The sequence below is a fragment of the Agrobacterium leguminum genome (genome assembly GCF_005144435.2).
Classification (GTDB): Bacteria; Pseudomonadota; Alphaproteobacteria; order Rhizobiales; family Rhizobiaceae; genus Agrobacterium; species Agrobacterium leguminum.
In genome coordinates this window covers 74781-94607 of the sequence record NZ_CP120216.1, presented here as the reverse complement: position 1 = coordinate 94607, position 19827 = coordinate 74781, and the positions used below count along the sequence as shown (strand labels likewise).

Below are 19827 nucleotides of genomic sequence, written 5' to 3'. Positions count from 1 at the left end.
TCTCCGGAACAGAAAGCCCGGCGCGACGGCCGGGCGATGGAGGGGATGGATGAGGATCGACATTGGGCTGCCGTGGTCAGGCGGCGCTTTCGAGCAGTTTTTTCGCCTTGCCTTCAAGCTCGAGCCGGATGTCCTGATGCGACTTTCCCCGCGCCAGCGCGGTGATGCCCTGCACAAAGTCGAAAATGCTCTCAGGGGGTCTCCCCTCCTCGGATAAAACCGTCTCGATGATCTTGCCCGTTTCGGCCTTGGAGAAACCCCGGCGGCGCAGGAACGTCTGCCGATCCTCATCATTGCGGGCAACGACGCGTTCACGGGCGGCCCGAATGCCGGCGATGAAGGGTGCCGGCGAGGAGCTTGCGAAGTTTGTCAGCGCTGGAGCGGCCTCGTGGGCGAAGCGCTGTGCGGCGAATTTCGAGTGGCGGATGGTGATTTCCTCGAAATTTTCGGTGCCCCAAAGATTGCGATTGGCGCACACTGCCCGCAGGTAAAAGCTTGCAATTCCAAGGGTTTTTCTGCCCACCTCGGAGTTCCAGGCATAGAAGCCGCGGAAATAGAGATCGGGGTCGCCGTTCGGCAGACGACCTGCTTCGATCGGGTGGGTGTCATCGCACAGGAAGACGAACACGTCGCGATCGCTGGCATAAAGCGTGGTTGTATCCTTGGTGATATCGACGAAGGGATTGTGGGTCATAGTCGACCAGTCGAGCAGACCGGGCACTTTCCAGATCGTGTCGCCTGTGCCGTCACCTGCAATATTCATGATAGCGGCGATCAGATCCTTGTCCCAGATCCGGCCGTATTCGGGACCGGTGACCGCCCGCAGTTCGAGGCGGCCGTCGTCCATCTCCAAGGTTTTCACTATTTCGGCATTGTGGTTGAGGAGCCCATGCTGAAGATTGATCGCAGCGAGCGGCGCGGGCAATTGGCGCATGTAGCTTGCGGGCGCACCGACCAGGCTGCAAAGCTGCCCATAGCTCCAGTGTGTCGGCGCAAGCGGTTCACGCCCGCCGGGGACGATCAGGGATAAGCGCTCGGCATTGTCGCGGGTCGCCTCGACACGAATTTCGGCGGTCTCGACGGTGCGAACACGCGCTTGCTCGGTTCTGGTGCTGACCGCGCGATGAAGATCTGAAAGCGACAGATAGCGCTCGTCGTCCGGACGCGAGAACCATTCTGACGACACCCGCCCAATGCGCTCGCCGCGGGAAATGTCGACCTTGAAACCGGACGATGCCGGTCGTTGGGTCCGAGGGGGGCTGGAAATCATGGTGTTCATGCTTAAATCTCCTGGAACGAAAGAGCCCGGCTGGAACGCTCTCGCGACCCACCGGGCTGGCGAAGGAAGAATGGATGACGTCGCCGTCAGGCTGGCACCGCGATGCAGGCGATCACGAAAACCCTTTCTCCGGCCCTCCGGCAGCCGCCGCCCCGCAAGCGGCCCGCCTCCCCCTCTTGCGACTTGGCAATCATCGCTTCCCGGCGGGCCATTGACGGCCTATATATTGTGGTCAAAGGGAGATCGGATCGATGAAACTGTCGGAACAGGTGAAGCCCGTCAGCTACCTCAAGGCGCATGCTCCAGAAGTTATTCGCCAGCTCGCCGCCGACCGGCAGCCAGTGGTGATCACAGTGCACGGCGAGGCGAAAGCGGTGCTTCAGCACATCACGCAATATGAAGAAACGCTGGCGCTTTTGAAGGTGCTGGCGTTGACGAACAAGCAGGTCGAGGACGGGAAGGTCCGCCCCGCGAAAGAAACCTTCGCGCGCCTTCGTGCGCCCTTAGCGAAGCCCGATGCCTGATGCCGTATCAGGTTCTGTTTACGGAGGACGCGGAACGGAGCCTCGAAGATCTCCACCACCTCCCCGCTGGCCACGGTGGCATCCAGGCCGCTGAACGGTTTCTCCTCGCAACCGAGTAAACCTGTCTGGGACTGGAAGATTTGCCCACCCGGGGGGAATGTTCCGAAGGAACTGACCGGTCTCGGCATAACCGACTATCGGGAACTGCATCATAAGCCCTGGCGGATGATCTATCGCATCATCGGAGAGGATGTGATCGTCTATTGCATCGCCGATGGTCGCCGCGACACGCAGTCCTTTCTAGAATGCGGCTGTCGCGCTGAATAGCCCAGGCGCCGATGCACCCGTGTCACCAATCGTGCCAAGGCAGGTCATCGACCTGCTCAGCATCGCGATCGAGCAGGACATGGCTGAATCCTTTTTGGCGCGCCCATGTCATGACGGCAAAGAGATCATCGGGAATGTGCTGGTCCCCTTCGCCGGCGTTCTCGTCATGGGCGTAGAAGAACCAGCCATAGTCGGCGTAACTCCCTCCAACGCAGGGCCATTGCGCGCAGGGTGTGTTGTCGAGAAACTTTGCGGTTGCGGCGCTCATATGACCTGTCGAGATGGTCACGAATGTGCGGCTTTCCAATGTCGTCATCAGGTTCGACCTTTTCGGATTGCGGGATGGCTCGTCCGGACGGCACACCGTCCGGACGAGCCATTCAAATTGCTGGATAGCTGCGCCAACCGAGGCGGGCAGACATCGTGCTTCAGTCGATCGCCTGAAAAATCTCGGAGGCTTCGGGATGTTCGGCCGAATAGGCGTAGAGACGGCCATAGCCTTCCGAGAGATGGTCGGACTGGTGCCGGAAGGAGAGGTGCGAGAAAGCAAAGAGCGTGGCGATAATCCCCGCAGCTTCCGCCGATACCTCCCCCTGAAACCCGGTGATCTCTCCGGTAATCCGGAAACGTGATCTGGACTTCGGGGCCAGAAACATCGGCTTGCCCTCATGCTCATAGAAGTCCCAGAAACCGCCGTGGTAATCGAGGGGGCTCAGTCTTTCCATGAGACCGTAAACTGCGTTCTCGCCGATGATCAGCAGCGAGCGCCCGAACAGGGCGGGCAGGAATTGCGGGCGGCGCGCGTCAGGGACGATGGTGGCGGGTTGGGGTCCTGTTTCGACTATCGACATCGATCTTTCTCCAGAGAGGCGGGTGGGCTCAGACCAGGCAGCCCTCTCTCAACCGCCCGGTTCGCCCTCTCCCGGCCCACTCTTCCCTTCCCCGCTGACCGAAACCGCAACCCGTGCCAACAGCGGTTCATCTGCGTCAATCTGGATGGAGACGACGGGCCGCAGATCGGATAGCCACCATTGCCGCATGAAATTCGGCGTTACTCACCGCATCGGAGAGATCCACCATTGAGATGGTGGTCTCGCAAGCCGACTGGATCTCTTCGTCTGTCACCGAATCCGTCGAAAGTGATCCGAAGCTGTCATCGACATCAAGTACGGCGGCTATCGCGATACGGACCCGCTCTTCGCACAAACGCGCGAGGATATGGCTTGCCCTCGGGGCGTCGATCGGCTCCTCGGGATCGGCTGCATGCGCGAGAATTGCCTCACCTCGCGCGATTGCCCACGCCGTCTTGGCCAGCCAGTACGACGGCGAAGCTCGCGTCGCATGGGCATCGTGGACCATCATCTTCAGCAGTCCGAGCAATATCTCGAAGTGGTCGGCGCGGCGCTGGACCGCTTCGTCAAACTGTGACGGCACGGGGATCGATGATCCGGTGTAATGAGCCTTTTCCCCCTTCCAAATGCCGGTGACGTGAACCTCACCGGAAGCATCATAATTCTTCTGCAAAGACTCCCAATTGTCGTCCACGAGCGCGGCCTTGCAGGCCTCCTCCGGCGTGTCGGCGATGTAAGTGCGTTGCCGAAATATCGGCAGGGTATAGGTCGTTTCGATCGTGTAAGCAGGCATGGCTGTGCTCCTGAAAAACAGAGAAGCCCGGCTCTCGTCCGGGCTTCCGTTGGGACGGGCTTTTGACGTGGTTACTCGGCGGCTTCGAGATGCTCACCGTCGTCGTCGACCGGATCGGTGGCTACCTGCTCCGCATCCTGGTCCTCGGTCAGGAAGGCCGGCAGATCGACGTCAGCACTTTCGACGGCATTGTCTTCAATACCGTCGTCGGTCACCATCGCATCGACGTCGCTGCCCGTCGTCGTTTCAGCGATCGGAAGTCGGAGCACTTCGGGGAGCCAACCGCTGTCTTCGAGCAAGCGGGCCGCCTCGCGCGCCATGTCGGGCTTCTTCAGATGATCGATAAGCTGCGCCGACTGTTCACCCTTCCCCTCGCGGACCGCCTGCAGGATATGCGCCTTGGTCACGCGCCCCAGATAGTTGTCGACCGTCGGCGTCCAGCCCGCCTCCACCATACCAAAGCCGAGTGAACGGGCGAGCTGTCGGGCATGGATGTTTTCCTTGGTCCGCCGGTTCCACGCCTGAACCGTGGTGTTTACCGACAGTGAGACGCAATGGGCGAACAGCGCCATGCGACTGGTTTCATCGAGCGTGATCAGATAGTCCCAGACCCCCTCAGCGTTCGCGGGGAGATCATGACCCCACGATTCCTGCCGTTGTTCGATCTCTTTCGCCCAGGCTGTATCGCCGAGCCCCTGGGTCTGGCTGAACCCGGTATGCTGCAGCGTGATCTCCAGGCAAGAGTCAGCCCCGTATCTATAGAAGATTGTCAGAACCGCCACATGGAGCGCCGCGACGAAGGCTATTACCGGATCGTTCGCCAGTGCGTTGCGAAGGGCGACGGTGCGGGCGGCCGTCAGATCTTCGATGACGCGATCGGAAAGGGGGCGGAGCTTACCGTCATCGTCTTCCGGCTCCTCGACACCCGCAGGCTTGCCGTTGATCGAAACGCCACCATTCGCCGAGACCGCAACGGTGTCATTTCCGCGCTGACCATCGCCGTAGTCGGTCTCACCGTCATCCGCCTCGACAACGGGCTCATCTTCGGGTCGGACGAAACCGCGTTCGATTTTCAATTCGCCATTGACGGCAAGCGAGATGAAGGCGCCGCCACGCGCGACGTCGTCCGGATCGAAGACATAGGGCCGGTCGTTCAACGCATCTAGTTCATTGCCGAGTTCCTCAAGTCGAGCCTCGGTTTTCTCGGAATAGTCTTCCGTCTCGGCATAGTCGGCATCGAGCTTGTCGTATTCCGCCTTCAGGGCGTCGTGACGTGCCAGCTCTTCTTCCGTGTACTCGGCCTGTTTGCCATAGAAACGGCGAAGGCCGGAGGCGTGGCCGTAAGAGAAGTCGATCGCAGCGTCGACCCATTTCCAGCCTTCCTCGGCCTTCAGAGCCTCGGCATCGATCGCCAGCTTCTCGAATACGAGCTGTTCCAACAACGCAGGATCCTGCAGCCATCCGCCGTGATCCTCCTCGACCAGGTCGCGCATCACGATACCGCCGGCAGCTTCGTAGGCCTCAATGCCAACATATACCGCCCGGCGATCATTGGCGCGCATCGCAGTTTCGGTGAGGAGCCGGCGAATGTAACGCGCCTCCCTATTATAGGAGCGCGACAGCGCGTCCCATACCTGTTCTTGACGGGTATGGTCTTCGGAGATCGCGAATGCCTCAAGCTGGTCGAGCTTGATCTCATCCTGTTCGTAAAGGTCAAGCAGCTTTGGCGAGAGCTTTGCGAGCTTCAGACGCTGTGCGACGTGAGTGGGCGACACGAAAAACCGGGCCGCGATCTCAATGTTCGTCAGCCCCTGGTCGCTGAGGGCCTTAAAAGCCCTGAACTGGTCGAGTGGATGGAGCTGCAAGCGGTGAACGTTTTCGGCAAGCGAGTCCTCGACTTCAGGAGTTTCGCCCTTACTGACGATGCATGGAACAGGAACGGTCTTCGACAGCTTCTTCTGGCTGACCAGCAGTTCCAGCGCGCGATACCGGCGGCCGCCGGCCGGGATGCGGTAAATTCCGGTCTCGTTGCCGTCGACATCGATCTCGGCTCGGACGTTGAGACTGGTCAGCAGTCCCCGATGGGCGATGTCTTCGGCAAGCTCCTCGATCGAGACACCTGCCTTGATCTTGCGGACGTTCTGCTGGCTCAAAACGAGCTTGTTGAACGGGATGTCGCGCCCGGCATTGAGCGTGATTTTCTGGATGGCCTGTGCCATGTCATTTCTCCGCGGCGGATTGGCCGGAGCCATTCTCCGACAACCACAATCCGCCACGAACTCCCCTTCCCCCCTCTCCCTCCAACCGCATCCCTCGCCCTCACCGCTTCCCGCGGGCATCCGCTGCATCACCGGCCCCGCAAAGGACCAGGCGGGCGGCCAGAGAGGGCCATCGCGCAATGCTCGATCGCAAGCGGCTCTCCAACCCATCCATCAATCCGCTCTGCTTTCGGCGCAGGGTCGCGAGATCGACGCCGAAGATTTCTGTAAGGCAGTCGCAGGCAGGATGCGCGGCCACAAGTTCGCGCTCACAAACGCACAAGTGCGCTTCGTACAGGCCGCCATACCGCAATCTGATACGTTCGTTTCTGATCTGCGCAAGAAGCTCGATCGAGCGCGTCATTCTACCGGTATGCCGGACCGAAGGATGAACTCAGGGATCATGGCAAGCGCGTCCCTGGTTTGGAAGAGCATTTCACCGGAAAGCCTATGGGGCGCCCCTAAACACCGTAACCACCAGTTCGGCGCCATTCTTATCAGTGCCAGATTGGGTTCAAGCTGGAGGCCGCCAGACCTTGGCGGCGGTCATTTCTATGCCGCTGTGCGCTGCGTTATCGCTGGTGTGTTTGAGAGAACCGTTTCATCTCATCACTTTTTGTCGTTCTTGACATTTCGTTGTTTCAATTCCGGGATATCTTCGGGGCCAAACGTCCTATTTGAGAGTGGCGGCCTCTGAACAGACTTGCCGTGCTCCATCTTCTGCCAATAACCCGCCGGAGGCCGGGCTACGTCATAGGCGTCACAGGCTTTGGCCAAATGGATCGGGTCAAGGCCATATTCCTGAGCGATTGTTCTCAGCGGTTTGGTCCAGACAAGATTGTAGAGCCTGGCGCGCGTTAATTCCGGCATGATAAAATATCACCTCTCTTTACTACATATCATCATACGTCGATGCTTAACGACCGGTATTGATGTCGCTGAAGTACCTTTCCATCCTTCCTCGATTCACCGGACCGAAAACTTGTTTATCAAGAACCCCACAAGCAATTGAATGGCAAGACCGGCGACGCCGACGCTGACAAGATGTCCGGCAAGAACCAAAAATCGATAGACAGAATGGTCTTGTGAGGATCCGCGCTGTTGCAATGAAGCGGCGCGCCGAGGGCTGTTGGGCTGTTCTCGTGTCCAGGACCTGGCGAGTTTGCCCGCCATTTCTCTCCAGCTCTCTCGCCCCGGCCACAATTTCCCCCGCTTCCGGCCCTTCGCGCCAATCGCACGAGTGGGGATCAAGCCGGCATAGGAGTTTCAGAACCAATATCATAAGTCTTGGGCTGGGAAGGTACGCCGCGACAACAGCGATCATCTTGCTCCCATCGCCTCCGAAAGCAGACGAGCACAAAGCGCAGTTTTCCCATTCGCTGTCGAATGAATTCGAGATCTTGGTCTATGGTGCTAAACCGACCCCATATCGAGCACCGGTCTCCCAGAACCAATCCTGGTCGAGATCCAGTTCGCGGGAAGTTTCCACGATAGCTGGTCCCACGCGATCGAAGATCGCATAGCAGATCTCTGTATCATCGTGGCGCGCATGATAGGCAATTCCATCTGCCCCGACAGGGTGCTCAAACAGCGCCTTTGACCAGGCTTGAGCCGCATCATAGGGAAGCCCCGAATGCGGGATTTCCGCCGTCGCTCCAACAATCGCAAGTCCCGGACCGGTCAGATCGATCAGCTTCAGCGACGACACAGTTTTAAGCCGGACATATCCCTTGCGTTTTAAAAAGCCACCGTCAATCAGCGTGTTTCCTGGCGAGCGCAAGAACGTCTCGGCAAACGCACCGTTGACGAGCTTCGCGACATAGAGCACGCCGTAAGAGCCATCGGGAGCGTTAAAGCGGCCGGTCCTGGATCGGTCAAAGAAGATGGGTTCGTATATAGCCGTGTAGAATCGATGGGTTTCACTCCCTGCGGGGAGTGAAACGGTATTCGGACGACGGCCATGCAGGTCTAACGGTGGAAATGGGACGGTCACGCGCCCTGCTCACCATAGCGGTTCGCCGCTTCGAGAACCAACGGAAGGCTTCCCTCTCGCAGAAGGTCGATCGGCTTGCGCCCATCCAGACGATCATCCGGCCGCGCGAGGAAGTTCAGCACAGCCCAGGGGCTTTCAACGGGAAGCGCATCCTGTACCTCCTTGAGACCTGCCACCACACTACCGTCCCGGTTGAACTGAAGCGTCGGGTAGCAGCGCCTGTTGCTCGGGCCGGGGACGGCGAGCAAACTTCCTTCTTGCACACGCTTGTCGACAGCCTGACGGGAGACCCCATGCAGGAGCGTTCTGACCTGCTCCAGATCGTAAGCACCGCCTGCTGCCTTTAGATCGTTCTGCGCAATCCGAACGCCCTGAAGTACCGCCTGGCTGCGTGCGTCCGGCTCGAAAGCGGCCTTGTTGACCGTGCTCGTCGTCTCGGCGCTTTCCTTGGCCTTGGCAAGCGGGCGCGTGCTTCGAACGACCATGCTATTGCCGCGAAAGCGTTTTCCGACTGTCCGGGCGATAGAACTCGCCGTTTCCGGTTTCGAGGTCACGACGGCAAGCCGCGCTCCCGCGGGCAACTGGAATCCGGCAACCTCTTCGAAAGGGTTCGCATCAAGAACAAACATTGTCATGATGCCGTTCGGGGTCTTAGTGCTGGTTTTCAATGTCTTGGACTGGGTCTTCTGGGCCATGGCGGTTCTCCTGAAGAGAAGATGGCCACTTGAAGCAACTTTGTCAACTATGACAACTTAAAACCGCTCAAATTTGGCTTGGCAGCTTCAACTGGCTTTCGTCGGACACCTATGAGGAAAACTGCCTTGGGAGAGATAAAGCGCGACAATTCAGCATCGATGACACCATTCCCGGAGTGCTGCAGCGCCAAACGTTATGTGCATGAGCACCATGTCGACGCCCTCTGATCAACCCTCGACGCCGGACGCAAGCGCGTCACGAAAATAGATTTCGGTCACCCTAAACCGCCCGTCGATCCGCTTGCATTGGACGATGATATCGATCGCGATCGTCAGCATTTCGCGTATGTCATGCCGTTCGAGGTCGCCACCACCGTCCGACTCCTTCACCAACAAGGTTAGTTGCTCGAAGGCAAGGCGCGGAGAGTCGGCATGTACCGTCGTGATTGAACCGGGATGTCCGGAATTCACATTGCGAATGTAGTAAAAGGCCGTGCCATCTCTGAGCTCCTGCAACAATATTCGGTCCGGCCGCATGCGCAGGCAGGATTCGAGAAGGTCCCTGGCGCCGATCTTCGCAGTCCCCTGGCCACCCTTCGAATAGAAGAGACGGACGTGGTTGGGCTGCGGGATGACGAGTTCCGGGGTATCTTCGATGGAAATGATGCGTTCAGTATCCGGGATGTACTGGATCAACGCCTTGGATAGCGTCGTCTTGCCCGATCCCGTCGCTCCGGAAATGATGATGTTTTTCCGCGCCAGCACCGCTTCCCGAAGGAACTGCCTGTGAGCGCCGGCGCGATGGAGTTCCAACAACCGTTGGTCCGTTTGCCCGCTATTCTCTTGTGTGCGGACCACCCCGGCGAACAGTCCACCCTGGTCAAGATCGTCAAGGCCGAGCGACACCGAGGACGGTTTGCGGATGGTGACGCTGACGGTTCCCCTCGTCGTCGCAGGCGGGATCACGATCTGGATTCGCTCGTCGTCGGGCAGGGTCGCCGACAGGATCGGCCGGGTTTCGTCGATCGATTGATTGGAGTAGCTCGCCACCGCCCGAGCAAGGCGCATCAGCCGGTCATAGGCAAGTTCCGGCATATCGTGGACCTGCCATCCATTCGCTCCTTCAGTTACGACCTTGCCGGGCCTGTTGACAATGACCTCATAGAGCGCCTTGTCGCGAAGGAACGGCGACAGCGGCAGGAGAAGCTCTCGCACGACACCGGAATCTGCAGCTTCAGTCATCGCAACACCTACTTCGTTACAAGCTTCGAGTCCGGGGCAAAATCGCCGAGAACGGCGCGGTCATAGACGCGGTTGCGCGGTTCGGTCACGCGCAGCCGGTAGACGCTAGAAAAATCGAGATCGCGCGCCACGAAGATCGAGATCAGCCCTCCCTGATGTTTCATAAGCGTCGGTGGAATGTTGATCGATTGTTCGACGGCAATCGCCGCGGCCTGCTGTCCTGCGCTCGTGGTGTTCTGGGCATCAACGTCGCTGTCGCGCAATTGGCTGTTGGCATAGGATGTCACGTCGCCCACGATCGACAGCAGGATGGCGCTGCCGAACCGTTCCCACCAGTGCGTGTCGACGTAGCCGTCCATACCGGCGCGACCCAGAGCATCGGTGGCCGGCGACGCCAGCGTGATGATCACGCCTTTCGGCGTCTTCGCGCGGTTCCAGAGGACAAACAGGCGTTTCTGGCCGCGGCGCAGTCCGCCACGATATTCGCCAACAACCTGCGTGCCTTTCTCCATCAGCACGACACGGCCGTTGTCCGACAGGACATCGCGGTTGATGACGCAGCTGGTGAAGCCCGGCTGATCGGAAGAAAGCGCCGTCTCGAGCACGCAAGGGATGGAGGTTCCCATGGCGATGATGAAATCACGGTTGCCGAGTGTGCCGGCGCGCGAACCCTCCAACTGCGTCGGGCTCAGCATGCGGTTGAAGCGCTGATCCTCGTTTTCCCCCTGCCCCGTAAAGCTGCCCGGCGTGTTTGCGAGCGGAACATAGTTCGAGTTGAGATCGGTACTGGCGTCATCCTGCTGGCGCCTGGCGGTCGGCGTCTTTTCCGCACCATAGGCCATCACCGGCGCGCGCCGCGCAGCATCGAGCAGCTTGTCGTCGTCGGAGGGCGCTTTCTCGGCGATGACGGGTGTCGGAAGCTGGACTTCGGCCGGCGTCGTCACCGGCTGAACCGGCTCCTTTGCCGGCTCGAAATCCGATGTCTGGCGGATGACGACCCGCTCAGGCTGCGCGCCATCCGACGGCTTGTTCTGCCCGCGCATCGACCAGAGGGCGAAGGCAACAAAGGCAACGATCGCGACGGCGACGGCGCCGCGCTTGAGGATCGGGTTGTTATCGATCCGCCGGCCGGTCGATGTTTCGGCGCGCTCGCCGGGGATCTGGGTGATTTCCTCGTCGGCCATGACACCTCCTATTGCACCGTGCCGGGGGCGGCCTTGACGACGCGCTCGACCGATGGTGACGTTGTATTCGTCTCGGGATTGATACCGACGCGGTCGTAGGCCTCGTTGAAGACGCACAGGACATCGCCGCCCCTGCGCAGCATGAACTTGCGGCTGATGGCGTGGACCAGCACCAAATTGCCATCGACGGATTTTGGAACCAGGCTTTCCGTGCCGTCCGAATTTTCCATATAGATCGCCGGCATTTCCTGATTGCCGGTAAAGGCGAAGGTCGTGACCTTGCCATTGTCGTAGACGGCCTGCGGTTCGAGCGCTTGCGAACCTTGAGCGGAATATCGCCAGTTGCGGGGTCCATAGGCCTCGTGAAGGGACAGAACGCGATCGGCTTCGCCGGCCTGCGCCGCCAGGGCGCGAGCGGCTGCGTCCTGTTTCCGGCGCTCCGCTTCATCGGCAGGATAGCGGTATTTTACATAAAAATAGGTGTTCTGCCCGGCTTCGACGCTGCCGTCGCGGACCGTCAGCTCCATCTGATAGCTGCGCGTCGAACCGTCCCGCCTGGTCGTCACGACCGAGATGTTGGTCACGGGCTGGTTTTCTCGCGGCTTGAGAAACAGGATATTGCCGGCAGGCGCCACCTCCCACGCGACGCTATTGCCGAGCGCGACATGGGCGATCTCCTCGTCGGCGGCGAACTCCACCTGCACCGACGAACGCAGCGTGCCGACGACCCGAGTGATGTTGTAGGGCTGGTAGTCGATGAAGCGGACTCGGCTGTCCTGGGACGCACCGCGCGGGATCTCCAGAGCTAATGCGCGTGAGGAAAAGCCGGCGATCAGGAAAAGAACGAGCAAAAATCTCTGTTTCAATTGATGGCCTCCGGATCGGCGCGATATTCGCTGACGACGAAGCCCAAAGGATTGACCAGCCGATCGGTGGAAGACATCGGGGCGTTGACATAAGAGAAGGTGAGCGTCGCCACCCAATGCGTGGTGCGAACGTCGTCGCCGCGCGTGACGGTGCGCATGTATCGGACCGATGCCACATTCGCGTTGATCAGCGAGATCGAAACGATGTTGATCCGCGACGTCGCGCTGCGGCCGTAGGTATTCTGCGGCGAATCCGGATTGCTGCCGCGATAGGCCGCGGCAAAGCGGGACTGCTCGGGCTGTGTCGACAGGAGCGCCACCGTCCGGAAATTCTCCTCCCCCTCGCTCCAGACATAGCCTTCGCGGGCGCGAACATATCTGGCAGCGAAAAATTTCGTGACGGCTTCGTCATAGGTGCCAGCAGTCGAGGTCAGCGCGGAGACGACATCGACGATCCCCGTCGAATTGTCGACCCGCACGACGAACGGCTCGACCGTCTTGAGAGGTGTGAGGCCGGCGATTGCAAAGACGGAGACGACGGCGACCACGCTGGCCGAGATCGCGACGAACCAGGCGATGCGGGCCGAGCGCTCGACCTGGATGAGCCGATCCTGATCGAAGCGGCGCGCCTTGTCGAAATAGCTCTTGAGGCTGTCGGTGTTCACCATCTCAGTTGCCCTCACACGGACGGTATGAGCCTGCGACATCGAACTGTGCAAACGCGGCCGGCGTCGTTGAGGCCGGTTCTTCCGCGTAAGGGGCCGCGCGGCTCGCCGGGTTCCGATCGTTCTCACTGACAGACTTCTGTAGCTTCCCCTTATCTTCCCACTGCCACATGGAGCGGTTCAGCGGACGCCGGGAATAGCCATCGCATTTGGGCAGCGGGTAGGAAATCGAGGCGCAACCGGAAAGGCTGGCGCTCAGCAAAAGCGACGAAAGTATACGAAGCATCTAAAATAACCTGTCCCATTTCATTGATATCGAGGCTGTCATTCCGTCCGGTTTGGTGTCAGCCGGCGGCCGACGGCGCGTGTTCCGCGACCAACTGCCCTGACCGTGTGCGAGGTAGCCCAAGCGAGTGTGCTTTCATGCGCGTCCCGCGCCGCGCCATAGCCGTAGGTCAGCGATGCCCCGCCGGCGGCGAGCACCGAGGCAATGCCGGGCAATTGATAGAAGACATAGAGAGCCGCGATGCAGATGGCGCAGAGCGCGATCGGCCGCATCAGGACATCGCTATAACCCTCGATCGCGGTGAAAGTTGTATCGATGCAGGTGATCAGCAGAGAGCCGATGGCCACGACCAGCACCTGCAGGATGACAAAGTTCGCAAGCTGGCCGATCCAAGATTCGGTGAACCGCCGCGTCGACTGGAACATGGCAAGCGCGATGAAGATCGGCCCGATCGCCAGGATGATCGCCAGCGCCAGACGGGCATAGAGCGATACGATGTAGCCGATCGCGGCAACAAGGAAGCTCGCGCCGATCACCAGCATGCCGCCGACGCCGGTGACGATATCGACCGGCCAGGAGGCACGCGACCATATTTCGTAAGCGCATTTCTGGCCCTTATCCAGCAGGCTGTCGAAGGTAGAGGCACTCGGCGCGGTCCCTGAGTTCAGCGCCTGCGATATTTCCTTTGGCAGGGTGTCGAAAAATATGTTGGTCACGTAGGTCTGGTAGTCGCTGGCGTTACGCACCAGCATGACGATGATGGCGAGTTTTATCGCCCGGAAGGCAAATTCCAGGATCGGTTCCTGCACCGAGCCGCGCAGCACGAGATAGCCGTAGAGCACGACATAGAGCGTCAGCGCTGCCGTGAGCGGGCCGCTCACCCAATTGGCGATGTTGGAGGTGCCGGTGGAGATGAAGTTTTCGAGCGGCGCTTTGAACTGCCCGTCGACGAAACTGAACACCTGATACATCGGTCAGCCTCCGAGCGACTTGCGCATGCGCTCAAGACGGAGCCTGCCGTCGGCGGCCTCGGCATTACGGCAATTGGCGGTGTCGCGGCGTTCACCGGGATTGTTTCGGCATTCCCCGATGATTTTCGTCAGCAAGGTCTCGTCGGCGACCAGTTCATCGACGGTGTAGACCCTCTCCGCAGAGGAGCAGGCCGACAGGAGAAGCATCACCACACCGGAAACGAACCATCTCATTTTAGCGCTGCTCCCATGGTGTCCATGCGTTGGCGCCAATCCTCGGCCTTGTGCTGGTCATCGACCTGCACCTGCGCCTGCTGGACCATCTGCAGTCCCTGCATGCGTAGGACATCGGTTTGCAGAAAGGCGGTTTCGGCCTGCAAGCGCGCCTGCAGATCGGCGATGTCCTTGGCGTCGGCGGCACTGGAGATTTTCTGCCGAAGCTCATCGATGCCGTCGATCCGTTTGGTGGCAGCATCATAAATCTGCTGGCCGAGACTCATCTGTCCGGCGTTCCTGTTCTGGACGCGTGAGAGTTCCTGCGCGTAGAAATCGTTCGCGTTGGTGCGATAGGTGGAATTGCCTTCGAGGAATTTCGAAGCGGAGTCGCCGAACATGCCGCTGCCGGCTCCTTTGAACAGGCTTTCGATGGCATTGAAGTCCTGCGGAAGCGCCTTGCGGATCAAGGAATCGTTCAGCAGGCTGGCGACATCGGCCATGTTGGTGATCTTGTTCAGCGAGCCGTAAAGCTGCTGCGCCTGCGTAATCTGCTGGTTCAGCGCATCGAGCTGGGACTTGAGCTGGGCGATGCTCTCGATCTGTTTGGCGATCGCCGCCTGGTCGGTAACGGGAATGCCCTGAGCATTCGCGAGACCGACCGATGCCAGCAGCGTGACGGTTGCCAGGAAAAGCCCTATCCTGCCGTTTTGGATCATGATGTCCTCCTTCTTTGCTGGAACACGGTCAACCAGACCTCGCGGTCTTCGCCGAGTTCGGCGCGGATGGTGTCCGCCAGTTCCACATTCACCGTGCGGCCCGACAGGATCGCGAGTTCGTCGTCGAAACCGTTGAGATTGAGTTCGGCCACCACGCTGTTGTGGCCCTGCTTGACGATGAAGCGACGGCTTTCGAGCGAAAGCTCGCGGGAAATCAGCTCGAATTCGCGCTCGGTGAGCTTGAAGCCGTCGACATAATCAGCATGGTCGCCGCGCGGATTGGGCAGGAAGATCTGCGTCGGGCATTGCTCGATGATTGTGTGGGCGATCGGTGAGACGATGGCGTCGCGCGGGCTCTGGGTCGCAAACAGCATAAGACCGTTCTGCTTGCGGATCGTCTTGAGTTTGTTCTGGGCGAGATCGCGGAAACCCTCGTCCTGCAGCGCCTTCCAGAACTCATCGATAACGATGATGATGCGGCGCCCGTCGATCAGCTGCTCGATGCGATAAAACAGATAGGCCATCAGCGGCGTGCGGATTTCCTCGTTGTCGAGGAAATCGGTCATGTCATAGCCGATGAACTTTGCGCCGATCCCGATGTCATCCAGATCGTTGTCGAAGACCCAGCCGAGCGGCCCTCCCTTCTCCCATCGCCGCAGCCGCGACGCAATGCCTTCGGGATCGGTGTTGTTGAGGAACGTGCGCAGGGCGCCGATGGAGCGGCGCTCGACGGGAAGGTCCGCCAGACCGTCGACGGCGGCTGCGATGTCGCGCAGCTCGCTGACATTCAGTTCCCGTGTCGCCGCTCCCGCCAGCTTGCCGATCCAGCGAGCGAGAAATATCCTGTTTTCTGGCGTCAGATCAAGCGCCTTCAGCGGCGCGCAGCCAGTCGGCACGCCGTTCCTGAGCGGCAGATAGGTGCCGCCGGCGGCGCGAACGAACAGGTCGGCGCCCCGGTCCTTGTCGAAGAACACCATATGCGGATCATGCTTTTCGAGCTGTGAGAGCATGAAATTGAGGAGCACCGTCTTGCCGGCGCCCGATGGGCCACAGACAAAGGTGTTGCCGAGATCGCTGTGATGGAAATTGAAATAAAATGGCGAGCCGGAAGCGGTCTTCAACATGGCGACCGCCGGTCCCCATTCATTGCCGTCCTTCTGGCCGGTCGGATAGGAATGATAGGGCGAGAGTGCCGCGAAGTTGCGCGAGGTGATCGCGCCGGAGCGCGCCCGATAGCGCAGGTTGCCGGGCAGTTGCGCCCACCATGCGGCCTCGAGCCCAAGATCCTCGCGGGCGACAACCGCGCCGCCACTGGTCAGATGCGCGCGTGCCTTCGCCATATGATCGGTCAACTCCTTGACCGATGGTGCAAAGACCGTGAGACCGAGATGATGCTCTCCTATGACGAAGCGGTTGGATTCGAGATCGTCCATCGCCTCGCTGAGCTCCTCGATCTGCGAGGCGGCCTTGTCGGCGGCGCTGACCATTTGGTTCTGCTTGCGTCCCATGATCGTGCGGGAGTCCGCCTTCGAGGTAAAGGCGAAGGATTGCGTCAGGACAAGCTCGAAGGGTGCGGTTAGGATACCGTCGAGCATGCCACTGCGCGTGGTCGCCGGATATTCCTTGAAGCCGAACATGCCAGCATAGCGGGTTTCCGCCTCATGTCGAATTTCCACCGTCTCGCGGCCGAAGATCACCCGGTCCGAATAGATCGCCGATGAAATCCGCCCCTCCGTGAGGGGCAAAGGTTCACGCCGCCCACCGACAAGTTGATGAAGAAACTCGCTCGGCTCGGAGAACAGGATCCCGTCGAGCTCATGGAGAGACAGGATACGGGGTGCGAAGCGCTTCAGCCCGGCAGCGACGTCGATCACCTTGTCCTGCAGGTGCTTGAGTGCCGCTTCGTCCAGCTCCATGCCGGATCGGCGCGCTTTGCGCAGACGGGAAAGGAGATTGGCTGCCTTTTCGGTGGGATCGCGGCTCGGAGACCAGACAAGGGTGAGATAGAGATCGTTGCGGAAAAGGTCCTCGCGCACCATCCGTTCGCGGTATCTGGCATTGAGGCCATCGGAAAAATGATTGGCGAAGTGCCCGTCGGGGTAGTCGTTATCGCGACGGCGAATGACATGCGTCCAGAGCGCCAACCGCTCGTCGGCAATATTGCGATAGAGCGTATTGAGGCTGCGGTGCAGCCCGTTGAGATCCAGAATATCGGCGGTTTCGAAGGAGACGCCCTCAAGGACGAGCACTGTCATCAGCGCGCGGGAATCGAGCGCGATGGCGGTCTCGTCGACATGGCGCACATAGGGGATGAAGGTCTCCGGCCCGAGCTCTCGGGACCGCAGCGTCACAAGGCTAGGCAAGGCTCAGATCCCTTTCGTCGTAGCGCCGGACAAGCTTCAACGGCGAGAGCGTTGCGCCACCCCAATAGGCAGCGTTGCGCGAGCGGCCGCGGGTCTCGATCCAGGCAAGCAGGATGCGGAACATATTGTGGTCGTGCTTGACGAGCGCGCGAAAGACGAGGTGGAAGACGACGCCGACCAAGGCGTAAATGATCGATCCCACGGTGATATAGAGGATGGTGGTCAGCATGATGTTGATGCCCATCGCTTCCATGGTCACGCCGGCGATCATGGCCGGCCGGGTGCAGGCCAGGAACAGCGTGTCTTCCTCAAGGACCGGAGTGTTCGCCATGAATGTCAGCCGCCGACGATGGTGTTGACCAGCTCGGTAGCCCCGAAAATGCCGCCGATACCGATGATCCAGAAACCGGCCTTTCTCAGATCCATATAGCCGAACATCCAGGCAATGCAGATGATGATCACGGCGATGATCGCCAGCAGGCGGGCGATATTGCCGGTGAGCATCGTGACGATGTTTTGCAGCACGGTTTCGATGCCGGCTGACTGGGCAAAGGCCGGTTCAACGAAGCAAGCGACAATAGCGACTGCCATCAACGTGGCGGCGGCATAGGGACGAAGGCTGGTTCTGGAGATCATTCACTCTGCTCCGATCGATCATTCTGGAAAACGAGAACTGAAGAGTGCCGTCTGGAACTGAATACGTCCCATGATGCGGTTTCTTCGGTTTGGGCCACTTGTTTGGGGACTGGCAGGGCCAATTGATCTTGAGCCTGTTCCTCCGGGGTATCCGCGCGATCAAGCGGCCCGCCAATCGCGAGCGATGCGAGCTTCGGAGAAAGCCGTTTTACCTCCTTCCGCACCTGCTCGTCATACCGGACCATCTCGCCAACAGAAGGGTCGTCCCGCCCGTACCAGGACTGGAGCATCACCGTTTTGGCCCGGGCGGGATCAGCACCGAAACGCAAGGCGAGACGGTAATAGCCATCGAGAAGCGTTGCGGTCGCCTTGAGGTTCCGGCATGGGTCAAAGGCGTCGGAAACGGAGAGGTTCAACTTCCGAAGTTCCTCAACACCGATCCCGCCAAGTCCGATCTGGATATCCTGGTGCTCAGCGATCAGGGACGTCGCCAGCTCGATCGCCTCCGCCTTGCTGGTGGGCTGCGCGGGAAGCGGCATGCCGCTATTGATGCGGATATTGAAAGGAAAGAACCGGCTCTCCAGGCTGACAACGGCGGCTAGTGTTTCCACTTGGACCGCGGGCGCGCAGCTCTGCGCGATATCGACGAAAACGACACTCATCGCTCAATACCAGACGCGCTGCATGCCAACGCCATCGATGGTCACGTCGATATAATGCGGTTGCGATCGCACGCTCGGACGCGTGATCGGGTAGCCCATGCATTGGAGCCGGCCGTCCTGGCGCTGCCACTGTGCCGACAGGACAGAACCGGAATCGCCGCCTGAATTGTCACGGCTGAAAGAGCAAAGCGAACGGTCTACCCGCTGGAGGGAGGCTGAAACGCAGGTCGCCTGTTCACCGCGAGGACCGTAGCTGCCTGAAAGTCGATAACCCTCATCGCAATAATATGGCTCGTAGCCAGGCCGAGAACTCTGAAACCCGACGCCGCTGCAGATTGGAAACGAATGCCCCTTGGCGAGTTCACGCCAGAGTTTCTGGATCGGGGGCCGGCATTCCGCATACTGGGTTGGCCCGCCGGGATTGGAGAGGCACAGAATAACCTGACATCCCCAGTCATCGGCACGCGCATTGCTGTCGGAAATCAGATAGTATGGCAGCATGAAGGAAACAGACAGCAGGCTATTCAGCAGAAGGTTTTTCATGGACTTGCCCCTTCGAAACAACGACAGCGCGCTACGGCAACAATGTCCGTCAGGGGCGCAACGTGATTTTACTAACGTATATAACACAGTTAAATAACATGACAAGAGCGCTCAAGACACAATTGCACAACCTTGCTTTCTCCGGGCTGATCCTCCACGAGATTCTCGATCATCCATTAGAAGACGAAACGCCACAGGCGCGGCTGAAAGAGATCGGCATGATGACGATCCTCTACACGATGAGCCAGGCCCATCAGAAGCTAACTCTTTCCAATATCGTTGAAATTACTGCACTCACGCGGAGCGGTGCGAAGGAGACCGTTGATCTCCTCGTCAAACGAGGCATGCTGAATGAAACCATGGGGACGAATTCCATGGGGCGAGGAACCGCACGTCAGTTCGAGATATCCGAAGACCTCCTGAAAAAGCTGAGCACCTTCGAAAGCTGATTACGACTTCGCGGATAAACTAACTTTTTTGCGACACAATCCGATATTGACGCGAATCAAATCTCTCCGAAGTACCGGCACACAGGACAGCTATTCTCGGGGGAAGAGGGAGCCTCTCGTACAAATCAGGCCTCGCGAAGTCGATGAGGGCAGACTTCGCGATCTACGCTAAAGGATGATAGCCTTCTTTCAGAAGAAATCGGTGAAAAAGCCTGAGTTTCCTGCCGCGGGCACGACGCAATCGGCGGAAGGCTTTCTCAAGAGGCGCAAGTGCGCGTTTTGTTCATCGCATAGCTGCAATGCACAAT

24 protein-coding genes and 1 pseudogene are annotated in these 19827 nt (G+C 59.5%); 3 read left to right on the top strand and 22 right to left on the bottom strand.

Annotated elements, in window-relative coordinates:
- Nucleotides 1-76: 76 nt before the first annotated feature.
- Complete coding sequence (locus tag CFBP4996_RS27120; protein ID WP_080855043.1) at nt 77-1279, bottom strand: DUF932 domain-containing protein; 1203 nt, start codon at nt 1277-1279, stop codon at nt 77-79.
- A 251-nt stretch (nt 1280-1530) separates the two neighbouring features.
- On the opposite strand from CFBP4996_RS27120, the gene CFBP4996_RS27115 reads away from it, so the two are divergent.
- Together CFBP4996_RS27115 and CFBP4996_RS27110 are read left to right on the top strand one after the other, a co-directional pair.
- A complete protein-coding gene (locus CFBP4996_RS27115) occupies nt 1531-1803 on the top strand; it encodes a type II toxin-antitoxin system Phd/YefM family antitoxin (protein ID WP_080855042.1) in 273 nt (90 codons plus the stop codon).
- A pseudogene (locus CFBP4996_RS27110) lies at nt 1803-2130 on the top strand (type II toxin-antitoxin system RelE/ParE family toxin). The gene CFBP4996_RS27115 and the pseudogene CFBP4996_RS27110 overlap by 1 nt, the downstream one beginning before the upstream one ends.
- Before the next feature lie 22 nt (nt 2131-2152).
- Here CFBP4996_RS27110 and CFBP4996_RS27105 read toward each other — a convergent pair.
- From CFBP4996_RS27105 to CFBP4996_RS27005, 21 genes are all read right to left on the bottom strand, one after another.
- Complete coding sequence (locus CFBP4996_RS27105; RefSeq protein ID WP_080855041.1) at nt 2153-2446, bottom strand: DUF5983 family protein; 294 nt, start codon at nt 2444-2446, stop codon at nt 2153-2155.
- Between the two features lie 112 nt (nt 2447-2558).
- Nucleotides 2559-2981, bottom strand: a complete 423-nt coding sequence (locus CFBP4996_RS27100; RefSeq protein WP_080855040.1) for an antirestriction protein — start codon at nt 2979-2981, stop codon at nt 2559-2561.
- Nucleotides 2982-3117: 136 nt separating this feature from the next.
- Nucleotides 3118-3774 carry a hypothetical protein gene (locus tag CFBP4996_RS27095; RefSeq protein WP_080855039.1) on the bottom strand — a complete coding sequence of 219 codons (657 nt, stop codon included), beginning with the start codon at nt 3772-3774 and terminating at the stop codon, nt 3118-3120.
- 71 nt (nt 3775-3845) lie between these two features.
- Nucleotides 3846-5993, bottom strand: coding sequence for a ParB/RepB/Spo0J family partition protein (locus CFBP4996_RS27090; RefSeq protein ID WP_080855038.1), 2148 nt, complete (start codon nt 5991-5993; stop codon nt 3846-3848).
- Between the two features lie 100 nt (nt 5994-6093).
- On the bottom strand, nt 6094-6396 hold the full coding sequence (locus CFBP4996_RS29590; RefSeq protein WP_080855037.1) for a hypothetical protein: 303 nt from the start codon (nt 6394-6396) through the stop codon (nt 6094-6096).
- 245 nt (nt 6397-6641) lie between these two features.
- Nucleotides 6642-6902 carry a hypothetical protein gene (locus tag CFBP4996_RS27080; protein ID WP_080855036.1) on the bottom strand — a complete coding sequence of 87 codons (261 nt, stop codon included), beginning with the start codon at nt 6900-6902 and terminating at the stop codon, nt 6642-6644.
- 535 nt (nt 6903-7437) lie between these two features.
- The gene (locus CFBP4996_RS27075) at nt 7438-8025 is read right to left on the bottom strand and encodes an RES family NAD+ phosphorylase (RefSeq protein WP_080855035.1); all 588 of its coding nucleotides are present in this window, start codon (nt 8023-8025) and stop codon (nt 7438-7440) included.
- On the bottom strand, nt 8022-8720 hold the full coding sequence (locus CFBP4996_RS27070; protein WP_233283477.1) for a hypothetical protein: 699 nt from the start codon (nt 8718-8720) through the stop codon (nt 8022-8024). Before CFBP4996_RS27070 ends, CFBP4996_RS27075 begins: the two co-directional genes overlap by 4 nt.
- 228 nt (nt 8721-8948) lie before the next feature.
- On the bottom strand, nt 8949-9962 hold the full coding sequence (gene virB11 / locus CFBP4996_RS27065) for a P-type DNA transfer ATPase VirB11 (RefSeq protein WP_080855034.1): 1014 nt from the start codon (nt 9960-9962) through the stop codon (nt 8949-8951).
- An 8-nt stretch (nt 9963-9970) separates the two neighbouring features.
- Nucleotides 9971-11146, bottom strand: coding sequence for a type IV secretion system protein VirB10 (gene virB10 / locus CFBP4996_RS27060; RefSeq protein WP_080855033.1), 1176 nt, complete (start codon nt 11144-11146; stop codon nt 9971-9973).
- Between the two features lie 8 nt (nt 11147-11154).
- Nucleotides 11155-12012: a P-type conjugative transfer protein VirB9 gene (virB9, locus tag CFBP4996_RS27055; protein WP_080855032.1), complete on the bottom strand. Its 858-nt coding sequence runs from the start codon at nt 12010-12012 to the stop codon at nt 11155-11157.
- Nucleotides 12009-12680: a VirB8 family type IV secretion system protein gene (locus tag CFBP4996_RS27050; protein WP_080855031.1), complete on the bottom strand. Its 672-nt coding sequence runs from the start codon at nt 12678-12680 to the stop codon at nt 12009-12011. Before CFBP4996_RS27050 ends, virB9 begins: the two co-directional genes overlap by 4 nt.
- Before the next feature lies 1 nt (nt 12681).
- On the bottom strand, nt 12682-12963 hold the full coding sequence (locus tag CFBP4996_RS27045; RefSeq protein WP_080855030.1) for a hypothetical protein: 282 nt from the start codon (nt 12961-12963) through the stop codon (nt 12682-12684).
- 38 nt (nt 12964-13001) lie between these two features.
- The gene (locus CFBP4996_RS27040; RefSeq protein ID WP_080855029.1) at nt 13002-13934 is read right to left on the bottom strand and encodes a TrbL/VirB6 family protein; all 933 of its coding nucleotides are present in this window, start codon (nt 13932-13934) and stop codon (nt 13002-13004) included.
- Between the two features lie 3 nt (nt 13935-13937).
- Nucleotides 13938-14168, bottom strand: coding sequence for an EexN family lipoprotein (locus CFBP4996_RS27035; protein ID WP_080855028.1), 231 nt, complete (start codon nt 14166-14168; stop codon nt 13938-13940).
- A complete protein-coding gene (gene virB5 / locus CFBP4996_RS27030) occupies nt 14165-14866 on the bottom strand; it encodes a P-type DNA transfer protein VirB5 (RefSeq protein WP_080855027.1) in 702 nt (233 codons plus the stop codon). Before virB5 ends, CFBP4996_RS27035 begins: the two co-directional genes overlap by 4 nt.
- A complete protein-coding gene (locus CFBP4996_RS27025) occupies nt 14863-17229 on the bottom strand; it encodes a VirB4 family type IV secretion/conjugal transfer ATPase (protein ID WP_080855026.1) in 2367 nt (788 codons plus the stop codon). Before CFBP4996_RS27025 ends, virB5 begins: the two co-directional genes overlap by 4 nt.
- A complete protein-coding gene (locus CFBP4996_RS27020) occupies nt 17222-17560 on the bottom strand; it encodes a VirB3 family type IV secretion system protein (RefSeq protein ID WP_080855025.1) in 339 nt (112 codons plus the stop codon). Before CFBP4996_RS27020 ends, CFBP4996_RS27025 begins: the two co-directional genes overlap by 8 nt.
- A 5-nt stretch (nt 17561-17565) precedes the next feature.
- Complete coding sequence (locus tag CFBP4996_RS27015) at nt 17566-17865, bottom strand: TrbC/VirB2 family protein (protein WP_080855024.1); 300 nt, start codon at nt 17863-17865, stop codon at nt 17566-17568.
- Nucleotides 17862-18527 carry a lytic transglycosylase domain-containing protein gene (locus CFBP4996_RS27010; protein ID WP_080855023.1) on the bottom strand — a complete coding sequence of 222 codons (666 nt, stop codon included), beginning with the start codon at nt 18525-18527 and terminating at the stop codon, nt 17862-17864. The genes CFBP4996_RS27015 and CFBP4996_RS27010 overlap by 4 nt, the downstream gene beginning before the upstream one ends.
- Before the next feature lie 3 nt (nt 18528-18530).
- Nucleotides 18531-19070, bottom strand: coding sequence for a hypothetical protein (locus CFBP4996_RS27005; RefSeq protein ID WP_080855022.1), 540 nt, complete (start codon nt 19068-19070; stop codon nt 18531-18533).
- Nucleotides 19071-19168: 98 nt separating this feature from the next.
- Between CFBP4996_RS27005 and CFBP4996_RS27000 the strand changes: the two genes are divergently transcribed.
- Nucleotides 19169-19519: a MarR family transcriptional regulator gene (locus CFBP4996_RS27000; protein ID WP_080855390.1), complete on the top strand. Its 351-nt coding sequence runs from the start codon at nt 19169-19171 to the stop codon at nt 19517-19519.
- Nucleotides 19520-19827 lie beyond the last annotated feature (308 nt).